General features: G+C 55.3%; 17 protein-coding genes. 10 read left to right on the plus strand and 7 right to left on the minus strand.

Translation table 11 applies throughout. The annotated features are described in order from the left end of the window. The 3 genes from AEAE_RS06280 to rsmA all read left to right on the plus strand — a co-directional run. The coding region (locus AEAE_RS06280) for an SGNH/GDSL hydrolase family protein (protein WP_094690309.1) at positions 1 to 1,242 on the plus strand (1,242 nt) is incomplete at its 5' end. Positions 1,243 to 1,261: 19 nt separating this feature from the next. Beyond that, entirely contained in the window at positions 1,262 to 2,794 is a 1,533-nt protein-coding gene (locus AEAE_RS06285; protein ID WP_094690310.1) for an aggregation-promoting factor C-terminal-like domain-containing protein, read from the plus strand. Between the two features lie 139 nt (positions 2,795 to 2,933). Continuing rightward, complete coding sequence (rsmA, locus tag AEAE_RS06290) at positions 2,934 to 3,815, plus strand: 16S rRNA (adenine(1518)-N(6)/adenine(1519)-N(6))-dimethyltransferase RsmA (RefSeq protein WP_094690311.1); 882 nt, start codon at positions 2,934 to 2,936, stop codon at positions 3,813 to 3,815. 123 nt (positions 3,816 to 3,938) lie between these two features. Here rsmA and AEAE_RS06295 read toward each other — a convergent pair whose 3' ends face one another. After that, positions 3,939 to 5,426 carry an MATE family efflux transporter gene (locus tag AEAE_RS06295; protein WP_420809196.1) on the minus strand — a complete coding sequence of 496 codons (1,488 nt, stop codon included), beginning with the start codon at positions 5,424 to 5,426 and terminating at the stop codon, positions 3,939 to 3,941. Positions 5,427 to 5,621: 195 nt separating this feature from the next. Between AEAE_RS06295 and AEAE_RS06300 the strand changes: the two genes are divergently transcribed. After that, complete coding sequence (locus AEAE_RS06300) at positions 5,622 to 6,989, plus strand: aspartate aminotransferase family protein (RefSeq protein ID WP_094690312.1); 1,368 nt, start codon at positions 5,622 to 5,624, stop codon at positions 6,987 to 6,989. A 152-nt stretch (positions 6,990 to 7,141) separates the two neighbouring features. On the opposite strand, the gene AEAE_RS06305 is transcribed toward AEAE_RS06300, so the two are convergent. Together AEAE_RS06305 and AEAE_RS06310 are read right to left on the minus strand one after the other, a co-directional pair. Continuing rightward, positions 7,142 to 8,182: a lipid II:glycine glycyltransferase FemX gene (locus tag AEAE_RS06305; protein ID WP_094690313.1), complete on the minus strand. Its 1,041-nt coding sequence runs from the start codon at positions 8,180 to 8,182 to the stop codon at positions 7,142 to 7,144. 124 nt (positions 8,183 to 8,306) lie between these two features. Then, positions 8,307 to 9,905 carry a Mur ligase family protein gene (locus tag AEAE_RS06310; RefSeq protein ID WP_094690314.1) on the minus strand — a complete coding sequence of 533 codons (1,599 nt, stop codon included), beginning with the start codon at positions 9,903 to 9,905 and terminating at the stop codon, positions 8,307 to 8,309. Between the two features lie 133 nt (positions 9,906 to 10,038). Here AEAE_RS06310 and AEAE_RS06315 point away from each other — a divergent pair, with 133 nt between their 5' ends. Next, positions 10,039 to 10,692, plus strand: coding sequence for a LytR C-terminal domain-containing protein (locus AEAE_RS06315; RefSeq protein WP_094690315.1), 654 nt, complete (start codon positions 10,039 to 10,041; stop codon positions 10,690 to 10,692). On the opposite strand, the gene AEAE_RS06320 is transcribed toward AEAE_RS06315, so the two are convergent. Genes AEAE_RS06320 through AEAE_RS06330 form a run of 3 tightly spaced genes read right to left on the minus strand, consistent with a single transcriptional unit; the run spans position 10,679 to position 12,242 of the window. Beyond that, entirely contained in the window at positions 10,679 to 11,029 is a 351-nt protein-coding gene (locus tag AEAE_RS06320) for a hypothetical protein (RefSeq protein WP_094690316.1), read from the minus strand. The two genes, AEAE_RS06315 and AEAE_RS06320, sit on opposite strands and share 14 nt — an antisense overlap. A gap of 2 nt (positions 11,030 to 11,031) precedes the next feature. Further along, positions 11,032 to 11,592 (minus strand): EndoU domain-containing protein, encoded by a 561-nt coding sequence (locus AEAE_RS06325; RefSeq protein ID WP_094690317.1) that lies wholly within the window; start codon positions 11,590 to 11,592, stop codon positions 11,032 to 11,034. Then, a complete protein-coding gene (locus AEAE_RS06330; protein ID WP_094690318.1) occupies positions 11,592 to 12,242 on the minus strand; it encodes a DUF4417 domain-containing protein in 651 nt (216 codons plus the stop codon). The genes AEAE_RS06325 and AEAE_RS06330 overlap by 1 nt, the downstream gene beginning before the upstream one ends. 227 nt (positions 12,243 to 12,469) lie before the next feature. On the opposite strand from AEAE_RS06330, the gene AEAE_RS06335 reads away from it, so the two are divergent. After that, positions 12,470 to 13,033 (plus strand): helix-turn-helix domain-containing protein, encoded by a 564-nt coding sequence (locus AEAE_RS06335; protein WP_094690319.1) that lies wholly within the window; start codon positions 12,470 to 12,472, stop codon positions 13,031 to 13,033. A gap of 57 nt (positions 13,034 to 13,090) precedes the next feature. Here AEAE_RS06335 and AEAE_RS06340 read toward each other — a convergent pair whose 3' ends face one another. Continuing rightward, positions 13,091 to 14,518: a CCA tRNA nucleotidyltransferase gene (locus tag AEAE_RS06340; RefSeq protein ID WP_094690320.1), complete on the minus strand. Its 1,428-nt coding sequence runs from the start codon at positions 14,516 to 14,518 to the stop codon at positions 13,091 to 13,093. A gap of 153 nt (positions 14,519 to 14,671) precedes the next feature. Between AEAE_RS06340 and AEAE_RS07005 the strand changes: the two genes are divergently transcribed. From AEAE_RS07005 to AEAE_RS06360, 4 genes are all read left to right on the plus strand, one after another. Beyond that, positions 14,672 to 15,496, plus strand: a complete 825-nt coding sequence (locus tag AEAE_RS07005; RefSeq protein ID WP_275542017.1) for an NUDIX hydrolase — start codon at positions 14,672 to 14,674, stop codon at positions 15,494 to 15,496. Beyond that, the gene (locus AEAE_RS06350; RefSeq protein ID WP_094690321.1) at positions 15,454 to 17,910 is read left to right on the plus strand and encodes a DUF6049 family protein; all 2,457 of its coding nucleotides are present in this window, start codon (positions 15,454 to 15,456) and stop codon (positions 17,908 to 17,910) included. The genes AEAE_RS07005 and AEAE_RS06350 overlap by 43 nt, the downstream gene beginning before the upstream one ends. Then, complete coding sequence (gene murJ / locus AEAE_RS06355; protein WP_094690322.1) at positions 17,907 to 20,063, plus strand: murein biosynthesis integral membrane protein MurJ; 2,157 nt, start codon at positions 17,907 to 17,909, stop codon at positions 20,061 to 20,063. The genes AEAE_RS06350 and murJ overlap by 4 nt, the downstream gene beginning before the upstream one ends. Positions 20,064 to 20,209: 146 nt before the next feature. Then, complete coding sequence (locus AEAE_RS06360) at positions 20,210 to 22,747, plus strand: hypothetical protein (RefSeq protein WP_094690323.1); 2,538 nt, start codon at positions 20,210 to 20,212, stop codon at positions 22,745 to 22,747. Positions 22,748 to 22,922 lie beyond the last annotated feature (175 nt).

Below are 22,922 nucleotides of genomic sequence, written 5' to 3' on the forward strand. Positions count from 1 at the left end.
AGCGCAGCTACGAACGCTGGTAGTGCGGCTATGAACTCAGCCAGCGCGGCTGTGGCTACTTCATTTACTGTGCGCAACCTTCCTGCTCGTGTGGTGTTGCCCCACTTGGAAAAGTGGCAGCGCGTGGTCACGGTGGGCGACTCGGTGAACGAAGGTTTGTGGGACCCTGTCGACACGAGCTTGGACATGACCACTTTCGAAAACCAGAGTGCGCATAATGAAACTCCGCTTTTCGGCTGGACTGACCGGCTTGCCGGTCACCTTTCCGCTCGTCGAGTTGAGCAGGGCCTGTCTCCTGTTCTGTATGCTAATCTGGCGATCCGCGGCAAGCTGATCCGCTACATCGTCGAGCAAGAGGTTCCTCAAGCGCTGGCACTCAAGCCCGACCTGGTAATCATGGACGGTGGCGGTAACGATATTTTGCGCCCTGGCCACTCGCTGGACCGCATTATGGCGTATATCGAGCATGGTGTTCGCCAGATTCGCGAGAGCGGCGCCGACGTGATTTACTGCCTGCCTAACCAGCCGCCGAGCGAAGAGATGAACTATATTCGCGGCACCACCTCCGACTATGCCACGCGCTTGTACGAGCTGGCCAACAAGTTGGATATTTACCTGTGTGACACGTGGGCTTACCCCAACCTTGCGGACCCGCGCTTGTGGAGCCAGGACCTCATCCACCCATCTCCCGAGTGCCATGAGAGGCTTGCTCAGATTGCTTTGCGCGGGCTTGGTTTGGACCCTGACCCCGCCTGGCAAGAGCAGCTTGACCTTCCTCTCCCGCCGGCGCCTTTGAGTTTGACCGCTCGGGTGAAGCGCAATTCGAGTTGGATTAAGGAATATTCGATTCCATGGATCGAAAGGCGTTTGAAAGGTGTAAGTTCCGGCGATGGTCGCCATGCGAAGAGGCCGTACCTCATAGAAATGCCTGCTAGCCAGCCGCATCCGGGCTCGCTTCTGATTGCCAGTGCGACGAATTCTTCTGCAAGCATTGACCCGACGAGCCCTGCTTATGGCCCATCGGCTGCCGGGTGGGTGGACCTTGCTGCGGGCGATACGGAAGTGACGCAAAAGTCGACCGAAGCTTTGCGCGCTGCCCAAGACGGCGCGGCGACAGGCGCTTCTCAAGCTGGTGTAGCGGCGGGCGCGGCCCCAGCCGATGAGCCGACCAGCGCCACCCAAGGCGCCAAAACCGCAGAAAACCTGCGCGCCGCTGCAGCTGCGACCACTTTGTTGATGTAACTGAAGGAAAGTGACGATCATGTCAAAGCAATGGACTCCTCGCACTTTTGTGAAGCACAGGCGTTGGAGAGTGGCAATTGCAGCCCTCGCTACCTTTGCCTCCTGCGCAACCGCCTTCGTGGGCACAACCCGCAAGGCGATCGCACTGGAAGTGAACGGCAAAACCCAGCAAGTAGTGACCTATGCTTCCAGCTTGCAAGAGTTCTTGAATGAACAGGGCATCGATCTCAAAACCCACGATCAAGCGATTTCCAGTTCTGGCGAATGGTTGAGCGACCATGCGGTGGTGAAGGTACGCGAAGCCTTCCAGGTCACACTCAACATTGACGGCCACCAGATTCCTTACTGGACGGTTGCCAAGTCGGCGAGCCAACTGGCCAGTTACTTTGACAATGCGCATAAAGACGCAGTGAAAATCACAGTCAATATTGCTAACGTGTACCAGCAGCTGACCGGTGGAGTTGTTATTGACAAGCCAGGCCCAGTTACGGTGATCTGGGATGGTAAAGAGTCGGTGGCTCCCGATGGCCGCCTGCCCGTCGCCTCGATTTTGGATTCCAAGGGCATCACTTTGAACAAGGATGACCGCGTCAGCGTCGAAAATGGCACGGACTCGACTGGCAAGCAGGTCACGATTCTTCGCGTCCAGCGCATCACCTTTGGGGAGATTACCAGGACGATTGCCATTCCCTTCTCTACCGTGAAGGTGGAAGACCCGAACTTGGAGGAAGGTGTTCAGCAGGTTCGTCAGGCGGGTGCTGACGGTTCGAAGGCTGAGCGTTTGCGCGTGACCTATGTGGATGGTGTGGCTGACCAGTATCAGCTGCTCGATTCGACGGTGACCAGCCAGCCGACGGATGAGATTATTGCGGTGGGTACGAAGAAGCCGACCCCACCCGCTTCTGACTCGTCTGATTCTGGCAATGCGGGTAATGCCGCTGACTCTGGCTCGACGGGCTCGGATAGTTCGAAGGGCTCGTCTGATCAAGGTCAGAAGGGCAATTCGGGCAGCTCGGATAACTCGGGCGATAAGGGTAACTCCGGCAACTCCGGTTCGGGTAATGACTCGAACCAGGGCGGTAACTCCGGCAACTCCGGCAATTCTGGTAACTCCAGTAATAACGGGGGCAATGGCGGTAATGGGAACTCAGGCAACAATGGTTCCCAGCCTGATAAGCCGTCGAATCCACCGGATAACGGCGGTAACAATGGGGGCAACAATGGCGGTAACTCCGGCAATGTGTTGCATTTGAGCCCTGCCGAAGCCCAGTCGCTTGCTCGAGGTATGGCTCGTGATTTCTATGGGTGGGGTGACGACCAGTTCGCCTGCCTGCTCACCTTGTGGAACCATGAGTCAGGCTGGCGTTGGGATGCGGATAACCCGTACTCGGACGCCTATGGTATTCCACAAGCTTTGCCAGGCTGGAAGATGGGTGAAGGCTGGCATGATAACGCTCAAGTCCAGATTTCCTGGGGTTTGGGTTATATTCGTGGCCGCTATACCAATCCGTGTGGTGCGTGGGACTTCTGGCAGAGGAAGAAGTGGTACTGATCCGCACACTTGATGCGTGCTTTCGGCACGCGCTTCGCGTACACCAGCCGCGCAGTCGCAGGCGCCTCGCACCCACCTCGCGGGTACGTGCACGCTGCTGAGTTTGTTAAACCGTTGAACAAAGTCATGAGGGGACACAATGAGCGAAAACCTTCTCGCTACCGCTCGCCTACTCGGCGCTGATGATATTCACCAGCTCGCCACCCAAGCTGGCATCCAGCCCACAAAAAAGCTGGGCCAAAACTTCATGTGCGACCCTCAAACCATTCGCCGCATCGTCACCATCGCAGGCGTCCAGCCTGGCGACCAGGTCGTCGAAGTAGGCCCTGGCTTGGGCTCACTCACTTTAGGCTTGCTCGGAGCCGGCGCACACGTCACCACCGTCGAAATCGACCCAAAACTGAACGCCCAGCTGCCCCAGACGGTAGAGCGTTTCCAGCCTCAGAATGCTGACAATCTGACGACAGTGTTGAGTGACGCGCTGGCCATCGAAACTGCCGACCAGCTGCCTGGCATCGACCCTGATAAGCCTTTCGCCCTCGTGTCCAACCTGCCGTACAACGTGGCAACGCCGATCCTGCTCACTTTGCTCGCGCGCTTTTCCAACCTGAGCTCGGCGTGCGTGCTCGTGCAATCGGAAGTCGCCGACCGGTTAAGCGCAGGGCCTGGCTCCAAAATTTATGGCGTCCCCTCGGTGAAGTTGCGCTGGTATGGCGAGGCGAAAAACGCGGGAAAAGTGGCCCGTTCCGTCTTCTGGCCGGTGCCGAATGTCGACTCGTCGCTGGTCAGCTTTACTCGCTGGCCTCAGGGCAGCCCTCAAGCTCTTCGCGCTCAAGATTATCAGCTCCAAGAACGCACTTTCGCCCTCATTGAAGCCGCCTTCTTGCAACGGCGGAAAACCCTGCGTGCGGCTTTGCGTGACCAGCTCAGCGCAGAGCAGATCCAAGCTGCGGGAATTGACCCGATGCTGCGCGGTGAAAAGCTCACCCTCGAGCAGTTCGCCGCCCTCGCCCAAGCCTGAGGCGCTGACCTCGCGTGCGCTCATCTAGCGTGCGCATACACTAGGACAGCGCCGCTCTCGACGCGCGCCACCACACGAAACCCGCGATACAGCGGCACTTGTGCACAACGCCACAAGCGCGCTTCACTTCTTCGCGCGAGCGCGACGAGCCCAGAAATGTAAGCGCTTCATAGGAATCGTCGAAGAATCAGACAGCCCGCGCAACACATAGGCTTGAAGCGGAACTGTCATGATAAACGTGACAATATCAGCCACAGGCTGGCTGATCATCACTCCTGTTAATCCTAAGAAATTCGGCAAAATGAGCAGCGCCGGAACGAGGAACACACCTTGGCGGCCCAAGCCAACCAGCGACGAAATAAAAGTATGACCAATCGTCTGCTGCATCATGTTCGACGGCACCACAAAACCGGAGAGAGTGAACGTCAAGCACTGGAAACGCAAGGTTTGCGCGCCAATACGAATCACCTCAGGATCATTACGGAACAAGCCCATCGCCGGCTCAGCAAAAGTCGAAACCAGAATCGATGCCAAAGCAAGCCATACCAGCGAACAGCGCACCACAAACCAGTAGCCTTTGCGCACGCGCTGGAAGAAATGAGCACCATAATTGAAGCCACACACCGGCTGGAAGCCTTGACCCAAGCCAATCTGAACCTGGTTGAAGAACGTCATAATCCGGCCATCAATAGCCATTGCCGCAATAGCAGCATCACCAAACGGGTTCGCAGCAACGTTGACAGCGATCACAGCAATAGAGAGCATGCCATTGCGGATGAGAGAGGGGATGCCGCCGCCGATCATCTCGCGAATCAAAGGCATATCCGGCTTGTAATTGCTCAGGTGAATGCGCACGATGCCATGATGACGGTTCATCCACAATTGCAACGCCCACGACGTCGTCTGCGCAATAGCCGTAGCGATACCCGCGCCCAGCAAGCCCATATGGAAGACGAAAATGAAAATCGGCTCAAGAACCATGTTCAACAGTGCACCAGAAACAATGGCGATCATGGCGTACTTCGCCAAGCCTTGGAAGCGCAACTGAGGGTTCATCACAAAGGTGGTGCAGTACAGCGGCGAGACGATGAGCAGCGGGATAGCGTACTCAATGGCCAGCGGCAAAATGGTGGGCGTCGCACCAAAGAAACGCATCAGCGGCGAAACGAGAGCCAAAGCGAGCACGCCGATAATAGTAGATAGGCCAAGCGCGGTGAAGAAACCGACGGAAACCAAGCGGCCAGCGCGCTCCACATTCTTCTTGCCCAGCTCTACGGCAACAGTATTGCCAGAACCTTGACCAAACAGAAGGCCGAGAGCTTGGAAGACGAGCATAATCGGCATCACAATTCCCACAGCGCCAGAAGCTGCTGTTCCCAGATGACCGACGTAGAAAGTGTCAGTGAGTGAGTACACAGTCGAGACGACGTTGGCGAGGATTGCCGGGCCTGCCATGCGCAAAATCAGTGGAGCAAGCGGCGACTGCGTCATCTCTTTATGCTTGGCGGAGATGCGCGCCATCTTCTCGCTTTTCACAGCCTCAGCTTTCACGGAAACGGCGGCCTTCTGCTCAGTGATAATCTCGTCAGGTACGCTGTTTTCCTCGCCCACTCCTATCGCCTCTTTCACCACACGCTTATCATCATCTTCAGTACAATTGTGAATTTTTTCTGTTGTTCTGGGCGCTTCTCGCTACACTGGAAAGTACGTGGACCCTAGTTCGTAGTGCGTCACTGTGAATCTCTCGATCCGCAAGTCCTGCCCGCCCAGTGCCATATCGCACGTTATGCTGCGAAAGGAAAACTCATGTCTGAGTATCAGCAGAACACCACGCCTGAAACGCTTCACACCCGTCAGCGCTCGTATCGCTCCCGCGCTGAATATGACCTCTGCCTCACTCTGGCACAGCGCACAAACACGCATCCTGCAGAGTGGTTCCCAGTTTTTAAGTCACGCTATGGCCTCGAAGCAGTCTATACCGCCATTCATACACTGCACACCAACGGCCTGGTTCTCACCCAGACTTTCACAACCTGCACGGCCATCGACCCTATTCTCTCTGCTCAGCTCACGCCAGTGTATGGGGATATTAACCCTCGCACGTTGAACTTGGATGCGGATCGGCTCATTACGGCTCTCCACTCTGCCCCCGCTGCTGGCGCCCCCGTCTCTCCTACTTTGCGCACTTCTTCCAACGAGATTGACACATCACGAGTTCAGGCCGTGGTCATGCAAAACACCTTCGGCATCATCGACCAATCCCACGCGCAAACACTCGCTGCTCGCGTGCGCGAAACCTTCCCCCAGGCTCTCTTCGTAGAAAATTCGATGTCAACCGTCACCCGCATGGCCCGCAATTCCCAAGGCGAGCCGCTGGCTGACGTGTCCGCTCATTCCTTTGGTTTCAACAATATTTTGGGCACCTCGTTTGGCGGCGCCATCTGGCTCAACCCCGCCCTCGCCCAGCGCAACGGCGAACTGTACGACGCCATCGTGGAACAATTCGCATCCCTGCGCCGCCCGACTCACCGCATCGAAAGGGCAGTGGAAAAGCACGACAAGCAGGATCGCTTCCTCGCCCGCCTGCCTCAAACATGGGCCAACCGTTTGCGCGCCCGCTGGATTAACACGGGCAAGTACGAGCCAGAGTTGAGTGCTGTTGAGCGGCAGGGTAGTTTGGAATACTCTTTGCTTGGTTCTACTGATTGGATTGACACTCAAGCCCGCCTCGCCCTCGACTCACTGGAGGCGAACTTCCAGCGCCGCGAAATGACAGTCTCGCTCTACTCTCGCGCTTTCACGGCCCCAGATTATCAGGGCAAGCTCAGCATCCCGCAAGCAGCTTTAGCCTCTGCGGATGGTTCTCGTACTGACAGCGCAGGTGTTGATAGCGCGAACGCCCAGCCGCTGTTGTATTTTCCAGTGTTACTCAAGGATGCTGCTCAGGCGCAAGCTGCTGTGGATGCAGTGCGTGCAGCGGGTGTGGCTGCTCAGCATTGGTATCGTCCGCAGCTTTTCCCTGGTGTTATGGATCCGGCGGTGTATAACTTACCCAGCGATTCGCGCAATTTGACGACGACGAAGGATGTGAGCGATCGCATTGTGGTGTTGCCGACCAACATCAGTGATGAAGAGGAGAACAAGGCGATCGCCGCTCTGCGCGCGCTCGTCTGAGAGGGATGCATGCGAGCTGCGGCGCTCATTGAGCGAGATGGAGACGAGCGCGCTATCTGTGCGCGCTCATGCGCTCGCGTAAGCGCCGCGCGCAAGTGAGCGCGCGCGGCGAAGCCGCGGAGTAATCCGCGCTGATAATCTTGAGCGGTAAATTACTGACCGCGCTTAAGCACGACCTTCGCCATGCGCAACAGCCAGTAGAAGCCCTTCTTAACCGGCACATCACGCTCAGGAGCCTCATGAGTAATATCCTTGACGAACTTCGTCTTGAACTCATTGAGACCCTTGAGTGTTGGCGCGAAATCAGAGCCAATACCCATGAGGTCATAATCTTTCACACCCTGCTGGCTCAACATGCAGCACTCTGCATACAGCAGCTTATCCGTCACATGAGTGCGGCGAGCATCCGAACGCATAGCAGCATAGAAGCGCACAGCGCGAGAATCATACTTGGTTACGATGCTCCAACCAGTGAGAACATCTTCAGTGTTGCGCGCTGCAAACACGCGGCAGTGCTGCTCGCCGAGAGTGTGAATCATATCCTCATAATCGCGTTGCGGAGCAGGTACGAACCCATCACGAGCGCCTGTTTCCTCCATCACCGCATAGTATTCAGAGAAGTCAGCGAGAGCTTTCGAAGTTTCATCTGAGCATACGTCATCATTTTCGCGCAGTGCTTTGCGCACATCGCGGCGGCCTCTGCTCTTCATGCGCTTCAAAATCTCATCATCGCCGCCGCTGAGGTCAATAATCACCGTCGAATCGTAAGGGCGTGTGGAAAGTACCGGCTTGCTGGAAGGAATTTCAGCGTCGATGGAATAGCGCAGGAACGCGACCTGGCTATCCGTGCGGTGAATGAAGCTTACCAGCGCGCGAGCCACTTCCTCTTCCGTCTGCGCATCCACGTCGTGAAGCCAAACGGGGCCGTGGGCAGAACGCAGGAAGTGGTAGCCGTGAGTCAGCATATCGATGAAAGTGATGTAGCCCAGTGTTTCACCGTCACTGACAATCTTGATATGGCTTAATTCTTGGCCAGCGACGTTCGTACCAAAAGGCCTCCACGGGGTGCGGTCCGTCACAGTTGCCTGGTAGCGAGCCCAAATGGAGGTTTGCTCCAACGCAATGACCACTCCAGCGTGGTGAGCAGCGTCGAGAAACTCCTGTTCAGTTGCTGGAACAAAAGAAATAGCCATGAAACTGTACTTCCTCCTCAATAATGACGGGCGTGCGGCAGCTCGGGCGAGCTTGCCGACTCGGGCGAAGGGCTGTGTTTGTGCGACCAGCGAGCGACGCCGAACTCAGCGAACCTCGCAGAGCTTAGGCGGCGAAAAGCTCGCGAATCACGCGATCATCACCCGCATACGCAACATGCTTGTTATGCACTTTGAGCCACTGCTCGTTGCCTTTGCCGATAACCAAGATCACGTTGAAACGATCACTGTTTTCGCGCGCATCCGCCACAGCCTGGCGAATAGCCTGCTCGCGGTCCAGAATAATCTGTGCCTTCACAGCAGGGTTCGTCACATGCGAGAGCATATCGCGGCACACGTTCTCTACCGGCTCACTATCGGTATCATCGGCGGTAAAAATGAACTCGGCAATGCGATCCTGCGCAGCTTTCACAATGCCTTCTCGCCTGTCGAAAGCCTTATTACCCGACGAACCGGAAATCAGCGTGATGCGCGGGTTCTTCTCCCCGTAGCGCGTGTACACGAAATCTACCAGCACTTTGGTGCTCAGGTAATTGTGAGCAAAGTCAACAATGGCAACCATTCCAGCCGAGCCCGGGGTACCAGCATGGTCCTCGAAATGCTCCATCCTGCCGGAAACCGCCACCGTGTTAACCGAAGGCAGAACCGCACGCGTTGCCGGCTCGCTCAAGCTGAAACCTGCTGCTTCCACAATGGCGTAGGCAGCGGCAACATTTTCGTCATTAAAGTCGCCTTCCATGGCCAAACTGACGCTGGCCAGAAGCTCGCCCTCATGCAGGATGGCAAATTTTTCGTGGCGCTCGTCTTCTGGAATTGCCACGAAATCGGCGGCATTCTTAACGTTTGCCGGCGTACCCGCAGTGAAAATCTGGGACGACCTTAAAGCGAAAGTTGTCACCGGCGTACCCACAGCGCGAGCATCAGAGAGCAAAAGATTAGCATGCTTCGTATCCGCACCCAGAACCACACGGCGAGAGCGCGAAATCAGCTGGCGCTTGCACGAGAAGTAATCTTCAAAAGTGGGATGCTCAATAGGGCTGATGTGGTCCGGCGAAATGTTGAGGAATGCGCCCACGTCGAAAGTGAGGCCGAACACGCGGTTGACCTTGTACGACTGGCTGGAAACCTCCATAACCATATGCGTCATGCCGTTGTCAACAGCCTCGCGCAAAAGGTGGAAAAGGTCGAGGCTTTCCGGCGTCGTCAGCTGCGATTCCACATAGGTTTTGCCGTCCACGCAGTTATCTACCGAGCTGAGCAGGGCCGTCTTATTGCCCGTCAGCTGGGCAAGAAGGTGATGCACGTAGTAAGCGGTGGTCGTCTTGCCCTTCGTGCCGGTGATACCGATCATCGTCAGCTGCTTCTCCGGATGGCCGTAGAACTCGGCGCTGAGCAAAGCCATGGCCTTATGCACGTCGGAAACTACAATCCCCAAGGCTTTGGTGTGCTCGCTCATGTCAGTTTGCGCCACATAGCAGCTCAGAGCGTCCAGCCCGTCGAGGTATTCGGCTTTGAAGTTTCCCTTGCAAAAGAGCAGCGTTTTCTCGCTTACTTTTCTGGTGTCGTAGCTGATGTCCTCGAAGCTCAAGTCGGCTTGCGGCCCCAGATTGTCACAATCGGTGGTCCACAGATCGCCAGCAATAAGCTCGTGAAGCAGATTGTTGCTTTTTAGCACGTCAATGACAGTGCGCAAACTGAGCGCCATGACTACCTCCTGTTGTTCTCGTGCTCATCTTAGCTGCTCTCCTTAACACCAAGCTTTGGAAAAAGTGAGAAAGACGTGAGTATCCCGCATTTCGACTCAGTACGCGGTAAAGTCAGAGGAAGGAGGAATACACATGGCCACTGCAGGAAATATCAAGGCAGAGCGTCAGGCTCGCCGCGAGTATGTTCACGACCGTCAGAAGATGGTTTTGCGTGCAACATTCGTGTTTTTGACCGTGTGCCTCATCCTCGCCGTGCTCGGCGTTACCGGCGTTTTCCGCCGTTCTGGTGCTGATTCCGTGGCTGATTTGTCGAATAACTTCCGCACCACAGCTCCGTGCGCACCTAGCAAGTCGGTTTACCCCAGTGCTTCTCAGGTGGCCGTGCGCGTGCTCAACGGGACGGAGAAAAGTGGCATTGCTACTGCTGTTGCTTCGGCTCTCACCAACCGTGGTTTGAACGTGCAAGGCGCGTCTGATTCCCAACTCGTGCTCAAGCGCACCGAGATTCGCGCTGGTGTGAACGCGCTTCCAGAAGCGTATTTCGTTCTTCACCAGTTCAATGACGCCATCCTGCGTTTGGATGACCGCACCGACCAGCTCGTCGATGTGATTGTGGGAAGCTCTTTCTACGACTTGGATAAGTCGAGCCGCTCCAATGTGGAAGCGGGCTCGCTCATCCACTCGATTTCCGGTTGTGTTGCTCCTGATAAGATCAAGAACCTGCCGAAGGCTCCGGAGCATGAAGCAGTCAACACGAACCCGAACGAAACCCTCAAGACGAGCTGAGTCCGTTCTCTTTTATGCTGAAGCTGAGTGAATCTTTCAGCCACTGTACTTCGTTAGGGTCGAGGTGCTCTGCTCTTTCAACAGCCTGGGAAAACAGCTGAACAAATTGCTGCTTTGTTTCTGCACTTGTTGCTTGAGCTAGCACATCAGTAAACACTTCTCCTACGGCCTCAATCTCAGCAAAGGACGCTTGCGTGAGCAGGTAATCCCGAGCGACCTCATAGCCGTCAACTATCCCACGAGCAAGCTCATCCCACGCTAACTGTACGGAAGTGTCGTCATTGCTATCTACACTCTCTACCTTCTCAATCAGGCGGATCAAATCTTCTCTGGTCATGGTCATTCTCCTTTACTAAAAATAATCGAGCTTGTCTGCTCAAAAGCAGGAAAGATCGAATCAACTAGACCTGTAATTCGATTAACGAATGCTTGCAAATCAACGTTCTTATATCTGAACTTATAAAGCTTCGTTTGCTGAGAAAGCCGAGAAGAGTCTGATATGTGCAATCTCTTCATTTCAGACTTAGCATCGCGTTTCATGTCATCAATCGAGTGAGAAAAATGATCATGAAGAGCACGACTCGCATCCAGCACAGTCTCTGTCGTCCAAGAACGAGGAAACCATGCCTGTCCTATTCCTTTCGATTTAGCCCTGTTTTTATGGTTAGGAACATTACCAAGACGAACTCCATTGGCATATTCAAGTACGATTTCATATCTAATCCCGTTTTCTTCAAGTATTTGCAAGTTCATCTGACCATGTCCTCCGCTCTTCATCCGTGTAGGTCTGCCGTCTGCACCAAGAACAAAATTCCCTTCAATGCTATGTATCAAGCCACTATGATCGATTGCATAGCTTCCTTTAGCAGCATAGTAGGTGCCACTTGGCCCGCTTCCCATCAGAAACCCCTTCTCGTTTGTGCAAAATCACTGGGGTAATACACGATTTCTACTTCTTTCCCATACTTCTCATTCAGTTGAGGCATAGGAGTACCGTGCAGTATTACCCTTCGAGGAGTGAGTTCACTCATCATCTGATCAAACCCCGCTTCAAACTGATACTTATCTTCTCGAGACCGATAGCAACCATGGTTACTGCAAGCGATTGTTGAGTTCCGAGGAGCTCCATCGAAACAGAAGCTGTAGGAAGATTGATCTGCCCAACGGATATTGCAAATTACAGGAATTCCATGGTGTTGCATATAGCTTCCGACAGCACGATTCATATAGGTATTTCCAATTTGCACAGCAAGTGGAGCCCCACGATATAGTGAGCAATCAGGAGTGATGAAACCATCAAATGCTCGTATTTCCTGCAAATACTTTTCGGTGTGATTAACTAACTGAGTGAATCTCTGGTCATAGGTGTAGCAATGAATCCACCCTTGGTGATTTGATTCTGAACCCCGGTGGTCAAATCGAACGAGTCGCTTGGGGAGAGGAACAATGTCGGGCAATGCTTCAATTTGCGGAATATCAAAATCACCCACAAAATTGGCACTCTCTACTAATTGTGGTCGCCATCCATCAAAAAACGAATTTGTACTCATTTTTGTCTTTCTATGCTTTGAAACTGTTTACATTCTCAGTATGTTTCGAAGAAGTAGGGTGCAAAACAGGTTCTCGGTTGTTCCTACACATCAGCTTCGGTGAAAGACCCATACTCTAAATTGATACGATATGAATTCTTTCCCTTTACCAAACGGCTTTCTAATTTCATAATGGAGAAATAAACCATTGAGAACTTATATGATCTGAAAGGTGATTTTCCAGTAATATGGAAGATACTAATGAAGAAGGAAAGTCCTCTGCTTTCGGGAAGCAACTATCACAAATTCGAAAGGAGAAAGGACTTTCACAAGAAGCTCTTTCTCGCGCGAGCGGCGTTTCTACTGCGGCAATAAGCAAATATGAGAGAGGCCAACTCATTCCTCGAGCAGATTCTCTTTTCATGCTGGCTCAAGCTCTCAACGTGAGTATGGATGACTTGTATAACGGTGCTAATCTGCAGACTGCTACAGAACATACAGATGATGAAGCAAAGAAGCTTGTATCTACTCTTCATTGGTTATGGAAGTCTGAATATTTTGGTTACCCTTCTGCAAATGAAGACGGTGATATCTATATGTTTGCTTACCGATACAAGTACCTTATTCAAAACTTTGGAGATGAGGTCAGAACTCTTTCTCAGTATGAGAATCCTCATCTCGACGGAATCGAAAAACTCACACACAGTATGATTGAACATTACATTGCACAATTTGACCAAGCAATGCATCCGCAACCTACATATTTTCCATCTGAAGATCCATGGGAAGGTCGAATACCACCTGCAAAGTGATATCTTATTCCAGCAAAATAGACAGCGGGGAAAATGCCCGTTAAGTAACGTATTTCATTACACTTCTTTGCTGCCGATTTGATCCCACCACGCTTGCAGCTCGCGTACTGCTTCGTCGTAGCCGATTTCGCCTTCATCGAGGCGAACGGCAAGCATGTGCTTATATGCTTTGCCGACGAGCGGGCCAGGCTTGATGCCCAGAATCTCCATGATCTGCTGGCCGTTGAGTTCCGGGCGGATTTGAGCGAGGTCTTCCTTCTCCTTGAGCTCAACAACGCGCTCTTCCATCTCATCCATGGCCTCTTCAAACAAGCGCGCCTTCCGCTTGTTCTGAGTGGTGGCATCAGCCCTCGTCAAACGGTTCAAACGGCTATACAAGTGGCCAGAATCCACAACATACCGACGAACTGCAGAATCAGTCCACGGTTCTTCCACATAACCGTGGAACCTCAAATGAAGATCGACGAGCTTATACACATCAGCGATAAGCTCCTTATCAAAACGCAGTGCGCGCAAACGCTTAGCAGCCATCTTCGCACCTACCGCATCATGGTGATGGAAGCTCACCTTGCCATTCGCTTCATACTTTCGCGTGCGCGGCTTACCAATGTCATGCAACAGCGCTGCCATACGCAACGTGAGGTCAGGGCGAGGAACATCACCATCGGCATCTGTTTCCAACGCAATAGCGCGGTCCAGAACCATGAGCGTGTGCTCGTATACATCCTTATGTGGATGTGACGGATCGACAGTCATGCGCAATGCCGGGATTTCCGGCATCACAATGTCAGCAATACCAGAGTCCACCAGCTCATCAATGCCATCGGAAGGGTATTTTGCCAACAAAAGCTTGGTCAACTCGTCACGCACTCGCTCAGCAGAAACGATTTCCAAACGAGGAGCCATATCATAAATAGCTTCCGCCGTTTCCGCCTCAATATCGAAGCCCAGCTGCGCCACAAAACGGATGGCACGCATCATGCGCAGAGGGTCATCATCAAATGACTGATGCGGGTCAACCGGGGTGCGCAACAAGCCCTTATCCAAATCGGCCTGGCCGTCGAAAGGATCAACCAACTCGCAGCTTGGCAATCTTAAGGCCATGCAGTTAATGGTGAAGTCGCGACGAGAAAGATCGCCCTCCAAGGAGTCGCCATATTGCACCTCCGGCTTGCGTGAATCCGGCTCGTACTCATCCGAGCGGTACGTCGTCACCTCGGCGGAAAGGTCGTGGCCATCAGGAAGGCGGCGCAAGGCACCCAGCGTGCCAAACTTGCGGCCCATATCCCAAAAACCATCGCGCCCCCACGCGCGCAAAATCGGCTCGAACTCTTCCGGACGGGCGGAAGTAGTGAAATCGTAGTCGTGGACGGGACGGCCGAGCATCAGGTCGCGCACCGCCCCGCCGACGAGAGCGAGCTCGTATCCCTTCTCCTCGAAGAGGCGGCCCAATTCGATGGCTTCCTCACGGACCTCAATGCGCATGGCTTCCCTTTCACTGGCGACGTACGAGCGTGGTAATCAAGCTGCTGTACGCCTGAGATTACCAACCTTTTATATTAGTGGAGAAGGGGCGAACACCACAGTTTTTTGACCTCATCACCCCATTTGCACACGCTTGCCCCTATTGTTGAAGTTATGACTACTCCGAGGGACGTTGCGCGCATGATGCGCGAGATGACCGTACCCTCGCAGCAGATTCGACCAATGGAAACGTCAATCGGCGAGCGGGAAGGTGCGGTGTTAGGCCAAGTGATGGCCCAGGCAGAAAATGCCGCCAAGACTACCGCTGAAGCTGAAAAGCCAGCTCAGCCGCCGCTATACAAGAGCCATCATGGCCGCCAAGTCAAGGCAATCTACCTATCTCGCATCCAGCAGCACGGCCAAACCAACCAGCATGCTCAAGGTGTGCAGCCGCGCGCTCACAAGCCTAACGCGGTGCGACCGACGCCGAATATGATGCCGCCCAAGAAGCATGCCACCTTGTCGTCGGAAACTTTTGCCAGCCTAGACACTCACGAGCTGCCGATTGTGCGCGAGTATTCTGCCGGCGGCTTGGTGTTTAACGAGCGTGGTGAGGTCGCGATTATTGCTCGTCACTCGCGTTCCGGGCATTTGGAGTGGTGCCTGCCAAAGGGCCATATTGAGAAGGGCGAGACTCCGGAAGAGACTGCCGTGCGCGAAGTCCATGAAGAAACGGGAATTCTCGGAGAAATTCAAGGCTCAATCGCTACCATTGACTATTGGTTCACTGGTGATACTCAGCGCGTGCACAAACTGGTGCACCATTATGTGTTGAAGCAGGTTTCTGGCGAGCTCAACGTTTTGGGTGACCCAGACCATGAAGCGGAAGATGCTGCATGGGTTCCGTTTGATGACCTCACGTCAGTGCTGAGTTACCCCAACGAGAGGAGGATCGTGTGGCTCTACACCAGAAAGTACGATCGTCCCTCCACGCTCTAATCCGCACTCTTGCCAGCACGTGCGTTGCCGCCGCGCTGTTCGTCACTCCTCTGGCTGGGCACGCTGGCCGCGCCTTCGCAGAGACTCCTGCGCCGAGCGTCACCCCAGCCGTCACACACCTCGCCTTGGGCTCTACCCTGCCCGCCAGCGAAGGCCTGAGCTTGACGCTGGCGAAAGCGACGCCCATCATCACCGCCTCAAGCGGCTACCAGGCGAGCGTCACCATCACGAATAAGTCGAGTCAAGCCGCACAAGCCGGCACTCTCACGCTTCGCACCTCGCAGTACTCGCTCATTTCCTCGTCGAACGCTCAAGATTGGGCGGAAGGCCGCTATAACCCTTACCTTTTCGACCTCGCGCAAGTCTCCGTTCCGGCCCTGAAGCGCAACTCGTCGGTGACTGTCACCGTCACGCTCAAAGCCGACGACCGTAATCTGGCCAGTTTGCGCAACTGGGGGCCCAAGCCGTTGGAAGTGGTGTACCAGGCTGCCGCTCAGCCCAACTCGGGCGAGGCTGACCCGCGCACGGGCACTACTCTTTCTGCGCATCTCAACACTTTTGTGACGCGCTCGCACGACGGCCTCGACGAGTTCAAAACCCCTCAGATGGCGCTGACGGTGGTCATGCCGGTGGTGGCAACGGGCTGGCAGGTGCGCACCCAAACGTCGGATACTGCTTCGGTCAACCAGAAGAGTAAGAAGCTGGCGGCAACTCTGGCTTTGGTTCACGACCCGATGTCGACGGATTTCCCGCTCACTTTGACGAAGAAGGCGAAGGCGTACACTCTCGCCCAGCTCAAGCTGCTCAAGGATTACCCGCATCTGCAGTCTGTGGTCGACCCGGCTTTGCTGGCCAGTTTGCGAGAGGACAACACCCCGACCAGTGACAAGGCGCCCGCTTCCCGCTCGGTGGCAATCTCGCTGTACCAGGCGATGAGTTCCATTTCCCAGCCGTATAGTTTCGACATTTCCCGCCTCACGCTCGACCCGGAAGGCTTTGAAAAGGCTGGAGTTTCGGCTGACACCTGGTCCGTGCAGGCCGGTGATAGTTTGGCTTCAGATTTTCAGTCCTCTTCATCGTCTTCGTCTTCGCAACCCTCCTCCACTGGTGAAAATAGTGGTCAAAGCAAGAAAACTGAGGAGAATTCTTCGTCATCCACGCCTGCGAGCGTTGCCAAGGGCGCTATCGCCTGGGAAGGCTCCTCTTCCTGGACAGCACGCTCCTTGGAAACCGCTGCTCGCGCAGGCTATAAGACGGTGATTGCGAATTCGGCTCGCCCGGTTGCTGACGATTCGATTGTGGAGACGGGCCATGTGGTGATGAACACGGCTGCGGGCGATGTGACGGTGTTGGTTACCCAGTCCACGCTCACCCAGCTTGCTGAAGGGCAAAAAACTTCAGAGCAGGCACTGGCGGAGAATAGCGATGCCGGCCGTTTGCAGCGTTTTATCGCTCAGTCGGCTATTTTCCAGATGCAGCAGCCTTATGTTCAGCGCAATCTGTTGGTTTCGTTGGGTTCACGCACTTCGTTGGCCAATTCGCGTGCCCTGTTGTCTGCCTTGCAGTCTGCTGATTGGTTGAAGTCAGGTACTTTGGCTGACCTTCGTCAGGGTGCGACCAACGTTTCGGCTCATTTTGATCTCGCTCCTGATGGCAACACGGCTCATACGCATGCGGCCTCCACTGCTCGTCAGCTGTCGACGTTGACGAAAACGTTGACCACCCTTTCGCAGCTGAAGAAGAATGTTCTCGTGAAGGCGAGTGCAAAGAGCAGTGATAATCCTGGGAAAGAGGATAAGACGGACAACCCGCAGCCGCTTGCTCGCCAGAATGCGAAGTCGAGCGCCGAGGACGATGTGACGCAAGATGAGTGGCTCGCCAAATTGGAGACCTCGCACATGCATTTGGCCTTGGCGAGCTTTGCCAGCGAAAATGTGGACACGCAAAACGGGTCGGCGGACCTTACCGCCTTGCAAGCCGACCAGAAGATGAATGCCGAGCTTTCCAACGCCGTGAGCATCGTCAAGCCAAGTGTTATCAACGTTTTCTCGGAGTCTGCGCAGACGCCGGTGACGGTGACCAACAGGCTGCCGTACCCAGTGAAAGTCAAGCTTGCCGCACAAACCGACACGCAGCTGACGACGGTCAGTTCGGAGAAGACGTTAACGGTTCACGAAAACTCGGAAGCGCAGGCCACCTTGCACGTGCGCGTCGTGGGGACCTCGCAGACGACGCTCTCCATTCAGGTGACGGACGAGCAGGGCAACGTGTTGGGCGAGCCGCAGACGACGATGTTGTACACGCAGTTGCCGTTGAATGACCTCTCTGGCGATATTCTCATTGTTCTGGCTGTTGTGCTGGGAATTGTTGGTTTGCGCCGCCAGTTCACAAGAAAGAAGGGCCCAGACCAGTGACCACGCCTGTTGATCCTGTTGAAAACTCTTCGTCGCTCAAGATTTCCACTGCTGCTGAAGCCCCTGAGCAGAAAACTGCTGCGCACCGTGCACGTGTGATTCGCGGGCGCGCCGGCCAGAGCAATGTGAGCGAGATCATCCCTCCTTTGCCGCCTACTCCCCCGCTGACGATTGGCGAGCCGCTGACTCCTCCTCCGGCCCCTCCAGCCGGTGAGGGTGATAACACACTGTTTGCTGCAGCGCTCACTCCGCCGGCGCCTCCTGCACCTGTTCCTGCGCCCGTCTCTGCGTCTGTCTCCGCGCCGGCGCGAGCACAAGTTGCGGAGTCTAAAACGCCTGCGCAAGCGTCTGCAGAAGCTCCAGCAGCAGCCTCCACCGCAGCCCGATACCCCGCAGCAGCCTCTGACGCCGCTTCCCACGATTCCGAAGCTTCGCGCATGGGCCGTAACTCGCTGATCATGGCGTCCGGCACTCTCGCCTCCCGCCTGACTGGCCAGATTCGCACCATCCTTCTCGCCGCAGCCATCGGCGTGACCGGTGTCGCCGCAGACGCCTACCAGGTGGGCAGCCAGATTCCACAGATCTTCTTCAACTTGCTTTCCGGCGGCCTGATTAACGCTATTTTGGTGCCGCAGATCGTGCGCGCCTTCCAGCACAAGGATTTCGAAGACCGCATCAACAAGCTGCTGACTCTCGCCATGACTGTTCTGCTCGGGTTCACAGCCGTGCTGGCCGCGCTCACCCCTCTGCTTGTTAATCTTTTTGTGTCCTCCGACTGGAACAACGCACAGCGTGCCCTCGCCAGCGCCTTTACCTTGTGGTGCATGCCACAGGTGCTGTTCTACGGAATTTACACAGTTTTGGGCCAGGTTTTGGCAGCGCGCGACCGTTTCGGCTTCTACTCATGGTCGTCGGTGGCGGCCAACATCGTGGCATGCGCGGGTTTCGGCTTGTTTATTTACCAATTTGGTAGCGCCAAGGAGCAGCCGATCAGCTTCTGGACTACCGACAAGATTGCGTTAAGCGCCGGCGCCTGGACCTTAGGCGTCGCCGTTCAAGGCTTGTTGCTGTTCATTCCGCTGCTGCAAATGGGCATTCATCCGCGCCTACGTTGGGGTGTGCGAGGCATTGGCTTGCGCTCTATGGGTCGTGTGGGTATTTGGACGCTGGGCATGGTGCTGCTCGACGAGGTGTTTGGCATTGTCAGCACGCGCATTTCCACGGGTGCTCCTATTGCAGGCGGCGATCGTTTGAATATCGCGGGTTCGCAGGCGTATAACCAGGCGTTCCAAATCTGGATTTTGCCGTATTCGCTGATCACCGTGTCGCTGGCGACGACGATTTTCCCGATTCTTTCGCGCGCGGTGGCGAAGAATGATTTGCACTCGGCTCAGCGTTCGCTCACGTCTACTTTGCGCACGTCTGGCGTGATTATGGTGTTCTTCTCGGCGGCTTTCATCGCTTTCCCGGTGCCGATTGTGCGCGCGCTTCTGCCTTCTGTTTCGGTGCATGATGCGAATTTGATCGCGGTGGCAATCTATGGCCTGGCGTTGAACTTGCCGATGGCGTCGATCACGTTGCTGTTGCGTCGCGCGTTCTTCGCGTTTGAGGATGGTCGTTCGCCGTTTATTGTGTCGTTGGTGATGATGGTGGTTGAGGTGGTCTGCCTGGTCACGTTTACCCGCTTGGTGCCGCCGTATTATTGGGTTGCCGTGGTGGGTGCGACGACGATTATCGGTAACACGTCGTGCATTCCGATCGCTTTGTTCTTGTTGCGTCGTCACTTCTCTGAACCGTTGCAGTTGGGTTCGCTCGTCCTCTTGCACCTCAAGGCTGGCCTGGCTGCTGCTGCGGATGGTGTGCTGGGCTGGTTCCTTTCCCGCGCGCTGACGGCTTTGCTCGGCGCAAGCACCGCTGCTCATGGGCATTTGGGTTGGGTGCAGTCGCTGGTGGTGTGCGCGATTACTGGCGTGGTGATGTTGGCTGCGTACATCGTGTTGTGCAAGCTGTTGCGCATTGCGGAAATCACGTCGTTCTTGGCTGTTGTGGCGCGTAAAGTTCCTGGTTTGTCGCGCATTCCTGGCTTTACGAGGTTGGTGGGAGATTATCAGTCTGCCAATTCAGCTGCGGTTGCGAACCCGAAAAACGTGTGAAGACAGCTTGCCTATAGCCCCTGCTCACCCTTTTTCGTGAGCCGTTGCGAGTAACATAGCGATGAGTGTAGGGATAAGTGTCCCTGCAGTGCGTCGGGCGCCGGCGCGTTGGATTAACTGGCAAGTGCTGTGGCAGGAGCGGCTTCATGATTCCGGCAATTGGTGACACCATCAACAACCGTTACACGCTCATCGCTCAATTCCGTTCCCATCCGGGTTTGAACGCTTGGCTTGCCAATGATCACACCCTGAAGCGCGACTGCCAGTTGTACATTGTTTCCGACCAGACGAAGCTCACGCAGATTAACGCGATTGCTTCGACTTTGGTGCTCACTCAGTCGCCGCTGTTCACTCCGGTTTTCACTTTTTCGCGTCAGGACGGCGTTCTGGTTATTGTGACGGGCACTGAGCCGGGCGTGAGTTTGCATAACTTTTTGGCTGCTTCGAACCATAAGCCTCTGTCGCAGCGCGCTATTCGCTCCATTATTTCTGAGATTATCAGCGCGTGCCGCACTCTCGTCGACTCGGTGATTGTACATAACGGTTTGGGCTCTCGCGTGGTGCGTTTAACCGATCAGGGTATTCGTATTGCTGATACGACGGTGTCGCCGTTCCTCGCTCCTCAGGTTGATTTGACGGCTCATCGTGGCAATTTGGAAGCGACGATGGTCAGCCAGATTGCGGGCATTCTCTTTGAAATGATTACGGGCAGCGAGTATGACCTCAATGATCATGCGGGTATGGCTCAGCTGTTGAGCAATTTGCGAGGCCAGGTGCCTGCTGAGTTTCTGGCAATCTGCACGCGAGGCCTGGGCTTTACCGGTTCGGAGACGGGCTTGGCAACCTCTCGCGCAATCGTTCCGATTTTGACGTTGAATGAGCTGCAGATTCTCGTGGGTGACGCTCCGGCAGTGAAGGAGCTTCCTGCTGACGAGTATGACATTCCTGCTGCTCAGGGTTCGGCTTCTATTTCTACGGTTCCTCTAGTTCATGTGAGCATGGGAACTGTAGTGGATATTCCCAATTCTTTGGCTGCTGCTGGCGTTGTGGAGCAGGCTCGCCCGACGGTATCGCCGTGGCGTGCGTCTGACTTGTTGTTCAACGGCCAGGAGGCTGTTCAGGAGGTGAACCCGACCCAGGGTTTGGCAGGCTTCTCCTCGGCTAGCCCGGTTTCTGGTTCTGCTGCTGGCCTCGGTTCTGGCCTCGGTGCTGCGGCTGCTGGTTTGGGAGCTGCCGGTGCGAATAGCCTCAAGGCTGCCAGCACGAACCCTTACGTCACTTCTGGGCCTTATGGTTCGGCCGCCTCGCTCAACTCTGGCTCGTATTCTGCTGCAAACTCGTACGGCCCTGCGTCTGCTGCAGGTTCAGCTGCTGCAGGCTCAGCGACTCCAGGCTCTGCTACCCTAGGCTCGACCGCTACAGGCTACCCCGCTTCTCGTTACGCAGCTGCCCAGTCCGCGTCCGCACCGGGCATGTCCGCCAACTCGCCGGCTTCCGCGGCCCAGCTGCCCGCTTCTGCAGGCCTCGCTTCGGCTGCTGGCGATGAGACGATCGTAAGCTCGGATGAGACGATGATCTCTCCTTCCTTGGCCGAGCTGTCCCACAAGTCGCAGGCTGCAAATCCGGCTCAGGCCGCTGGCGACGAAACCATCCTCTCTTCTCAGCCTCTCGTTTCGCCCGAGATTAACAGTACTGACGAAACCATCATTTCTCGTCCTGTCACCTCTACTGCTTCAGCTCACCCTGCAGCGGATGAGACTTTGTATGACGCGCATCTCTTCCCTGCACAGCCTGCGCAGAATGCGCATGCAGGCGCTGCACAAAGCCCAGCACAAGCAGGCCAACCAGGCCAGTTCGGCGCGCAAGCTCAGCCTGGCCAGCCAGCAGCTTCGTCTGCTCATCGCGTCACCAGCTCGCAGCCGGTGCAGTACGTGCAAGCAAGCTCTCACCCTGCGGTTGCAGCTGAGCAGGAAGCTCCTCGCCGCGGGCACACCTTCCTCAAGCACTTCCTGATCGTGCTCATCGTCGTGGTAATCTTGGTGGCTGGTGCTTACTACGGCGTGAAGTCGCTGGGTTTGGGCAGCTTCTCCATCATTCCTTCGACGTCATCGTCGCAAAAGGAAAAGTGGAATTTGGATGTGAACGACGCTCCTGCTATTGACCAGAGGGGTGTGCCGTCCAAGAAGGATACTTCCGAGGAGAAGAAGCCTGCTACGAGCGACTCGGCGAAGAAGTCGACGACGGAGAAGAAGCAGACTGCGAAGACGGAAATGTCGGGTGCTGTTACGCATGATGCCAAGCAGGCGACTGGTGTTCCTGCGCCGGTGGAGACGACCCCGGAGAATACGAACCCGTATTCGATCCGTCAGATCCGCGTGTTTGTTCCGGCGAATACGAATGAGGCTCGCGCTATTCACATTCAGCTGTCTCAGCCGGAGGACGTGTCCCGCATCACGTTCTCTTTGGCGTCGGGAGATTCCAGCTTCACTGGTAATCTCTATGTGAACTCGACGATGGAGAACCCGAAGAATGGCAGTTCGGTGGCGAGCGTGACCTTCCAGCCGGCCGGTAAGGAGACGACGGTTCAGTTCTCCAAGCAGCATACGCAGGACCTCGTCATCTACTGCGACAACCCTGGCCAGAGCGGCATTCAGCTGAACTTCACCAGCCTGAAGGTGTACTGAGTTCAGAGGCATGCGGCGAACCAGCGTGAACGCTCATGAGGCGCACTGAGTTCGTTACTTTTCCAACCCGAGGATTTTCTCTGCGTCCTCGAGGCTGATGGTTCGCATGCGGCCAGCGCGATAGTCTTCTACCTGCTGGAGTTCGGAATTCACTTCCCATCCTTACTTGTAATTT

Source organism: Aeriscardovia aeriphila, assembly GCF_002259595.1.
Lineage (GTDB): Bacteria > Actinomycetota > Actinomycetes > Actinomycetales > Bifidobacteriaceae > Aeriscardovia > Aeriscardovia aeriphila.

Coding starts and splice junctions, on each gene's coding strand:
- AEAE_RS06305 (WP_094690313.1), bottom strand. CDS start 8,182: ATGGCTATTTCTTTTGTTCCAGCAACTGAACAGGAGTTTCTCGACGCT.
- AEAE_RS06320 (WP_094690316.1), bottom strand. CDS start 11,029: ATGACCAGAGAAGATTTGATCCGCCTGATTGAGAAGGTAGAGAGTGTA.
- AEAE_RS06330 (WP_094690318.1), bottom strand. CDS start 12,242: ATGAGTACAAATTCGTTTTTTGATGGATGGCGACCACAATTAGTAGAG.
- AEAE_RS07005 (WP_275542017.1), top strand. CDS start 14,672: ATGACTACTCCGAGGGACGTTGCGCGCATGATGCGCGAGATGACCGTA.
- AEAE_RS06335 (WP_094690319.1), top strand. CDS start 12,470: ATGGAAGATACTAATGAAGAAGGAAAGTCCTCTGCTTTCGGGAAGCAA.
- AEAE_RS06325 (WP_094690317.1), bottom strand. CDS start 11,592: ATGGGAAGCGGGCCAAGTGGCACCTACTATGCTGCTAAAGGAAGCTAT.
- AEAE_RS06360 (WP_094690323.1), top strand. CDS start 20,210: ATGATTCCGGCAATTGGTGACACCATCAACAACCGTTACACGCTCATC.
- AEAE_RS06315 (WP_094690315.1), top strand. CDS start 10,039: ATGGCCACTGCAGGAAATATCAAGGCAGAGCGTCAGGCTCGCCGCGAG.
- AEAE_RS06300 (WP_094690312.1), top strand. CDS start 5,622: ATGTCTGAGTATCAGCAGAACACCACGCCTGAAACGCTTCACACCCGT.
- rsmA (WP_094690311.1), top strand. CDS start 2,934: ATGAGCGAAAACCTTCTCGCTACCGCTCGCCTACTCGGCGCTGATGAT.
- AEAE_RS06340 (WP_094690320.1), bottom strand. CDS start 14,518: ATGCGCATTGAGGTCCGTGAGGAAGCCATCGAATTGGGCCGCCTCTTC.
- AEAE_RS06310 (WP_094690314.1), bottom strand. CDS start 9,905: ATGGCGCTCAGTTTGCGCACTGTCATTGACGTGCTAAAAAGCAACAAT.
- AEAE_RS06285 (WP_094690310.1), top strand. CDS start 1,262: ATGTCAAAGCAATGGACTCCTCGCACTTTTGTGAAGCACAGGCGTTGG.